We start from the raw sequence: 6,920 nt of genomic DNA, 5'->3' as shown, positions 1-6,920 counted from the left end.
TTCATACCTTTGACACCGGCATGTTCAATGATATCTTCTAGACTCATGGTTTTACCTCCTTGTTATCAGCGGCATATTCTTCTCTAAGCCTCCATAAATTTTCTTCTGAGGCTGTAGATACATATTGGACATTTGATGGTGGTGGTGGATCAAATAGTAATTTTGTTTTAACAAAGACATACATTTGTACAAGTAAAAATAACTTATTACCTTTAGTTTGCTCTACGTCTTTGAAATCCTCCCAATTCTGGGTATCATCAGTTACTATTACTGTCTTACCTACACCGTTTTGGTTTAGAACTCCTAATGCACTATTAATATGCAGTACTAGCTCACTATCAAATGAATCATCATCAATTGGTAGTCCTAATGCCGATCTAACTGATTTTAATATTGAATCATCAACAGCATTAGCCATGATTTACCTCCTTACCATAATATAGTATCTCCAGGTGTTCTTTCAACATATCGATCTAACTCTTTCTTATAATGGATTGCATTATGAGTATCGAAGGAGCAACATATAAGGTTGTCAAGATCGAACAAACGATCTGACCATTCTACAATATCTTGCTCTGTTAATGGATTGATATGGTGAACATAAATCGGACCGTAAATACTTATATCAAGCATTCCTAAGTCTGACGCATAATCTCTTTTGATAACTATCTCGCGCGTATGAAGCCATTGCTTATGCTTGTAAAACGACAAAGACAAATGCCTTGGAGATACATGCGGTACATCCCAAAGTCTAAGATACTCAAGTCGCTTATCAAACGTATCAATTTTAATTAACTCGCTATAGCTAAGCATTAGTCTTTTGTAGGCTGATACTTAGTCATGGCGTCAATTGCTTCAGTCATTAACTCCTTGTTTTCTTTCGCACTATCTAGAGCATTGGTCTTCGCCACGATTTGTTTCGCTTGGTTCTTGAGAATCTCTCTTTCAAGTTTTTCTCTTGCAGTTGCAAGTTTCAAATAATGTACTAGGACAGCAGAAGAGGCAGTACCTTCATCCAACTGTCGCTCAACTAAATCAATAGTCTTAGCAATCATTTGTTTCTCTCGAGAATCCGGATCTCTGGCAGGTGGGCTCTTACGTGCAATACGTTGAACCTGTACAACCTCACCATAATCGATCATCTCATTTTTTTTCTTTGCAGCCATATTGGATCCTCCTCTACGACGTTAAGGATTTAACAATTCGTACAGCAGATTCAATGTAGTCGTCTAGTTGATCACCGGTAACTGGTATCCCTACTTCCTTAGCATAAACCGAAAGCTTATCATATGCATTCTTCTTCTTCTCTGCACTGGTTAAACCGGATTGTTCTAATGCGTTAACTACAATCTCTGCTCTAGATGATAAATTCTTAAGTCGTTCGTTGTGTGTCTTTTGTGAAATAAGTTGTACTACTTTTACTATAACAGGTGAGAGTGCAATTAATATTGTAACTAAATCGATTACATCACTAATCATACAAACCCTCCTCTCTTAGAGATTCCAGGTAGTCTAAAGCTTTATGCTCAACAAATGAGTTCCCTCCGAGTTTCTTATAACGATCGTAGAAATATAGCATTTCACTTTCAGACAACCTATGAGATTCAATCCCATCAAGTATCTGTAAACGTAACACTTCTCTTTCGATTTTAGAGTGAGCTACTTCATTGTTGATTTCTAGATCACTAAGTCTTTTGTTGATCGTAGATATCATAGCATCTTGTTTAGAATCCATTGCTTTCATTAATACTTTAAATCCTTTATAGCCAATACCTCCGATAGCTGAGAAAAGAGCTATGTTCTCGGTTGTAATCAGACTAGAAAAGAGTCTAAAGATTTCAGGAATTACATTACCTATGGTTATCACTTCTTCCTATAACTTTCTCCGCATGACCATACCACTTGTACCCTACTTGTACCGGCACCAGAGAGAGTTGGTAGACAGTTGTGTAGGCTTTTGGAGGAATAACAACATGCTTGGATTACTTTCAGGCCAAGTAGTATGGGCATACGGAGAAAGAAAGGTCAGGAAAGGTCAAAACTGTGGCAAAAATATGCTCCCTGGGGAAATAAATATGAGGGATGCGTTGCAGAGGGTTGGGTAATCTTGTTCGACCCCTCCCCCCCACTCCTTCTCTCATCATTTTCTCATTTTTCTTTTTAACTTTTAATTATTTTAAGCAATTGCATATAAATTATTTGTATCATTAGCTATGATCTCAGCCATTGCTTCGTCTATCCTTTGTGAAGCTTCTTCATCATCCATGTCATCGTCTATGTTAGCTACACGTGCAAGGTACTCAGCTGTATAGTGCTCATTGAACTGGTCCCACATCATCCACTTATCATAGTCAGTGTTAGGATCGTATGGATTGTCTACTGTTGTTAACATACTATTCCTCCTTCATTGCTGATCTAATAGTAGAGACACTAACACCTATGTCATTAGCTATCTCTGCATACGTATAGCCCTTGTCTAGTAGGCCTTGTACTCTAGCAAGCTTAGCAGTACCTAACTTAGGCTTAGCACGTGGTGTTGCTAACTCTTTAACCTTATCAAGGTCTGCGTTCTTCATGATCTGTATAAGCTTATTAGTACTTACTGCACCTGATTGTATAGCATTCCATTCATCAGGGGTGATGTCTACTATAGATCTATCAGCCTTGGCTTGTGCTCGGGCCTTAACTAGGGCCTGTGCTTTAAGTTTCTTCTTTTGATCTGAAGACATGTTATAGTCAAGGTCTTTATAGTAAGCCTGTGCGGCAAGGAGCTGGGCTCTTCTCTCACGGGGTGCATTTAGTAGGGCCGTGTTTAGCTTGGCATCCAGGGACTTAACCTGGGCCTCATATTTCTTAGCAGTCATGGGGTTTCTTTTAGGTGCCTGTATTCCAGAAGATAACTTCTTAGCTTTGTTACTTAATGCTAATACTTTGTTTGCATATGAAGCATACTCTTTCTCTACTGCAGTACCAGAGGACAGTCTATTAACATCACCTACTTGTGCAATAAGTGGAGTCTTACTAGGCTTGACATTCTTAATGTAAGTCTTACCAGTCTTCTTATTAACTACCTCTTCTGTTCTACCATCAACATCCATCATACGTTTAGACTTAGAGATTAATGTTGACGCACCTTTATGAACCTTGCCATCTAATCCAATATGTGTTTGATATTTCTTTTGTAGTGCACCAATTGCATTGTCTTGAGCAGAACGTTTGTAATCTAACTTATGCTTCTCTGAATCAATAACAACCATTGAATGTCTAACTGCTCTAGCTAATTCACTTTGACTTGCACCTTTGATTGTCATATCAGTAATAAGATTAGATACAACTCCCATTTGAGTTTGTTTACGCTTAGGTGATATAGTTACTCTGTCTACTTGATACATGTTGGGATCGAAGTCTTTCAATTCTTTTAATGCTCTAGATGTTTTAATCTTTCTTTGATTGTTAGGGATTACATAAACTGTATCTCCATCGAAGTCTGCACCAGATAGCTTCTGAGCTACTGATGGATGTATACCAATTGCATCTACTGCATTACGAATAGACTTCTTACCTGGACCTTTATTATTAACAGTTAGTTCAGGTAACTCGAATGTTCCACCATGAGGATAACGAACTAATACTACACGTTCACCATCTTTGTAGTTAGGAGCATATACTTCATCAGGCTTCATAGTAGGGAATGGTAAGATAACATGCCCCTTAGTTCTTGGTAGACCTTGTGCTTTTAGGTGTTGAGCTTTAGTAACTAATCCATCTGCATATGCATCAACTAGATACTTCTTAACAACTGGATTTGTAAGAGAGCTTAACTCATCAAATTCATCCTTAACTTTAGAGAACGTTTCATCTAATCTTTCTTTAACCAATGCTTTAGGTTGCTTTGATAGAAACTGTGAAGATAGAGAAGATTTCCATTTACTCCAGTCACCTTCTTCATTGACAATATTCAATGCTCCATTACGTCTTTGTGTAGTAGCACCGAACGGATTATCATTATCTAACTTCATATCTTTAAGAACTTTTTCTTTAGGTGTTCCTTTAGGCTTGTTTGTGTTAAATAATATATCTTTACCAGTTGGCATATCATCAGAATACATTGCCATACCTTTAAGATATTTATCTTTACCAACAGCTATACGAACTTGCGCATAACTACTTGCTCCCATGTCTAGATCTTTAACACCTCGACGGAGTTCAATAACCCCATCTTTATCTGTACCACCATCTTCAGCGTAACGAATATCAACTCTATCCCAACTAACATGCTTAATTGGTGGTGGATCTTTCATTGTTGTTCCACCATCTTCAGTGTATGATTCCAATGATTTAATTTTATCTGAATTAGCTTTAACTACTTCAAGGTCTTTCTCTTTTGTCAGAACGCGCACTGTAGTGTACTTAGAAGGATCTGTAAGACGTTTGACATAAATGTCATGTTCAGTGTAGCCCTCTTCTTTAAGCTTGTTTACTGCAGCTTTAAGCTTAGCACGAGAGACACCTATCTGTCTTTCTACACCAACACCAATATCTAGAAACTCATTTTCTGATACTCCTTTTTTCAATGCATCAGCTACATTGTTAACTTGCTTTGTTTGAATTGTATCTTTTGTCTTAAGGTAATTACGAACAGATGACTCAGACATACCTAGGTCATTAGCAATTTTAGTTTTAGTATCTCCTCTTTCAAACCTAGAAACAACCGATTCTTGTAATACTCGTTTACGTTCATTGCCTGCCCATGATATAGCAGATCTTAGTTCAGATGTATTCATACCTAATTCTGAAGCTATCTCTGTTTCTTTCATACCCTTACCACGAAGCTCGTCTATCTTAGATAGTAAATCTTTGGAGCGTTGTGGATCTTCTCCACTACCCCAAGGATACCTACCTGAACGACGTTTAACTCCATAATGCAATAACTCTTCTGACATTAATAATCATCCTCTACAGTTCATTTTGTTTGATTTCATCTAATAGTTTATCATACATAACAATTTTAGTCATGATGTCTGCAATTAGATCTGGATCTGGCAAGTTGATCTCATAGCCTTTACCTTGATATAAACGTTGTTCAATTTGAATTTTATGTGGATCTTCTCCATACTCTAAACAAAATAATGCTGCATAGATATCAAGTTGTTTGAATGATGGTTTAGATAGGCCTGTCTTAAGATCATGTATCTGTAAGAAGTTATCTTTAAATTTGATTGCATCTGCTGTTCCAAAACAGTTATCACTATAATATAATACTTGTTCAGATTCCATGCTAAATCCAATTGCATCATTGACAAACATATTGAATGCCTTCTTAAGAGCTGCTAATTTGAATCTACGCTCAATTAACTCAGAAGCTAGATCGTGTAAACGAGTTCCTTCTTCCATTCTCTTTTTATTGATATATACTTGTTCTAACTTTGCTGGTGTATAGTTTAACCAATGGTAATTACTAGCGCTTAGAAATGCGTGTTTTCCCATTAGATCGAAATGCGTGTGAAAGTTCATCTAATACTTCCTCCTTGTTGTCTGGGTGAATGAAACGAGAGAACGACATCTGGTCCATAAGATTAACATAATAATCTTGGTTCGGTCTATGGGGAGCGTTTGCACTTCGTTTAACTTCTAGTGTTGCCCAGTAAGGTCCATATAAAACTAGTAGATCAGGAATACCTTGCATATCATTAGGATCTAATTTCTGTACAATACATCCTGGAAATCTTAATTTAAGTTCTTTCTTTAAATCCATCTGAAACTTATTTTCCTTAACCACCCATACCTCTCCTTCCAAATGCCGAAGCGTTAAATCGTTTCTTTTTCTCGATCGCTTTGCGAACGTTCTTGTCTATTGGTGATAGTGATGTTAAATTAAAATATTCTAAATTAGTATACGGAGTATTCATTCGGTCTATTCGACCTTCTGCTTGTTCCATAATCTTATAAGAATAGTTTAAAGAATAAAATAACATGGTATCAGTATCTATACAATTCCATCCCTCAGCTCCTGCTGTATACTGTACTAAATATATCCATTCATCTGTTTCTGGTATCTCCTGGTGTTTACGTCCGTTATACATAGAATACGGTTTCTCTAAAGATTCACAAATATTAATTAGGATCTCTAGCTCGTATGTGTAGTTATAGAAAACAATGATCTTATCGTGGACACTCATAATAAACTTGGCATACCATTGTCGATCTTTATGTTCTGCAACTAACCTTCGTGTAACTTGTGTAAACTCTGAAGCATTGAGAATTGGTTCATCCGTAAACGGATTCCAACGGTTTACCATAACATTTTTCATCATAACTTTATCGTAATCTGTATTCACATACTTTCTCATACGAGTGGTGTGTCGTTCCATATCCATCTGAACTAATAACATTCTTCGGAAGTTAAACAATTTCCCCTGGTTATGATATGCTTTGATCTTTGGAAATTTAGAGAATCTATCATATTCAACATGCTGTTCTATAAAGTCTGTCTTATTTCTATAGAACCCATTAGCTATGAATACTGGAATATAATCTTCCCATGTATCTCCTGGTGTTGCGGATAATAATATCCAGTTATTTACTTTACTAATCTTTATAAATGTTTTACCCCATGTGTTATAACCAACTACTCTTTGTTCATCAAAAATAAAGAAAGCATTTGATATGCTTAAATAGTTTGTAATGTTGTTCCATGAGTCTACTACCAATTCTTTAATACCTATAGCTTCGGCTTCTTTTACCCAATCACCGTTATTACGTTTCTTAGCGGTTGTAATAACATAGAGGTCTTTCTCACCATGATCCTTCATATAATATGCTAGCGCAGTAAATGTCTTTCCTGTACCTACGCCACCATTAAGAATGGAGCCCGACTTTAATTTGCCGAGCGCCTCTATTTGGTGTGGAAATAATTCCAT

The 6,920-nt window shown here is 36.7% G+C and carries 9 protein-coding genes; all 9 read right to left on the bottom strand.

Annotated features, from left to right (window positions below):
• Nucleotides 1-43: 43 nt before the first annotated feature.
• Complete coding sequence (locus RR643_RS05300) at nt 44-418, bottom strand: phage head-tail connector protein (RefSeq protein ID WP_332482579.1); 375 nt, start codon at nt 416-418, stop codon at nt 44-46.
• Between the two features lie 394 nt (nt 419-812).
• Complete coding sequence (locus RR643_RS05295; RefSeq protein WP_332482578.1) at nt 813-1,166, bottom strand: hypothetical protein; 354 nt, start codon at nt 1,164-1,166, stop codon at nt 813-815.
• A gap of 13 nt (nt 1,167-1,179) precedes the next feature.
• Entirely contained in the window at nt 1,180-1,479 is a 300-nt protein-coding gene (locus RR643_RS05290; RefSeq protein ID WP_332482577.1) for a phage holin, LLH family, read from the bottom strand.
• Entirely contained in the window at nt 1,472-1,867 is a 396-nt protein-coding gene (locus RR643_RS05285) for a hypothetical protein (protein WP_332482576.1), read from the bottom strand. Before RR643_RS05285 ends, RR643_RS05290 begins: the two co-directional genes overlap by 8 nt.
• 309 nt (nt 1,868-2,176) lie before the next feature.
• Nucleotides 2,177-2,392, bottom strand: coding sequence for a hypothetical protein (locus RR643_RS05280; protein WP_332482575.1), 216 nt, complete (start codon nt 2,390-2,392; stop codon nt 2,177-2,179).
• Nucleotide 2,393: 1 nt separating this feature from the next.
• A complete protein-coding gene (locus RR643_RS05275; protein WP_332482574.1) occupies nt 2,394-4,943 on the bottom strand; it encodes a helix-turn-helix domain-containing protein in 2,550 nt (849 codons plus the stop codon).
• Between the two features lie 13 nt (nt 4,944-4,956).
• The gene (locus RR643_RS05270) at nt 4,957-5,514 is read right to left on the bottom strand and encodes a hypothetical protein (RefSeq protein ID WP_332482573.1); all 558 of its coding nucleotides are present in this window, start codon (nt 5,512-5,514) and stop codon (nt 4,957-4,959) included.
• A complete protein-coding gene (locus RR643_RS05265; protein WP_332482572.1) occupies nt 5,459-5,779 on the bottom strand; it encodes a hypothetical protein in 321 nt (106 codons plus the stop codon). The genes RR643_RS05270 and RR643_RS05265 overlap by 56 nt, the downstream gene beginning before the upstream one ends.
• Nucleotides 5,772-6,920, bottom strand: coding sequence for a hypothetical protein (locus tag RR643_RS05260; RefSeq protein ID WP_332482571.1), 1,149 nt, complete (start codon nt 6,918-6,920; stop codon nt 5,772-5,774). Before RR643_RS05260 ends, RR643_RS05265 begins: the two co-directional genes overlap by 8 nt.

The sequence above is a fragment of the Anaerorhabdus sp. genome, assembly GCF_036637135.1.
In the GTDB taxonomy this organism is placed as follows: Bacteria; Bacillota_I; Bacilli_A; order Erysipelotrichales; family Erysipelotrichaceae; genus Anaerorhabdus.
Note: the sequence above shows the minus strand (reverse complement) of the source record. Positions and strands in the feature narration are given on the sequence as shown.

Coding starts and splice junctions, on each gene's coding strand:
- RR643_RS05300 (WP_332482579.1), bottom strand. CDS start 418: ATGGCTAATGCTGTTGATGATTCAATATTAAAATCAGTTAGATCGGCA.
- RR643_RS05295 (WP_332482578.1), bottom strand. CDS start 1,166: ATGGCTGCAAAGAAAAAAAATGAGATGATCGATTATGGTGAGGTTGTA.
- RR643_RS05290 (WP_332482577.1), bottom strand. CDS start 1,479: ATGATTAGTGATGTAATCGATTTAGTTACAATATTAATTGCACTCTCA.
- RR643_RS05280 (WP_332482575.1), bottom strand. CDS start 2,392: ATGTTAACAACAGTAGACAATCCATACGATCCTAACACTGACTATGAT.
- RR643_RS05275 (WP_332482574.1), bottom strand. CDS start 4,943: ATGTCAGAAGAGTTATTGCATTATGGAGTTAAACGTCGTTCAGGTAGG.
- RR643_RS05270 (WP_332482573.1), bottom strand. CDS start 5,514: ATGAACTTTCACACGCATTTCGATCTAATGGGAAAACACGCATTTCTA.
- RR643_RS05260 (WP_332482571.1), bottom strand. CDS start 6,920: ATGGAATTATTTCCACACCAAATAGAGGCGCTCGGCAAATTAAAGTCG.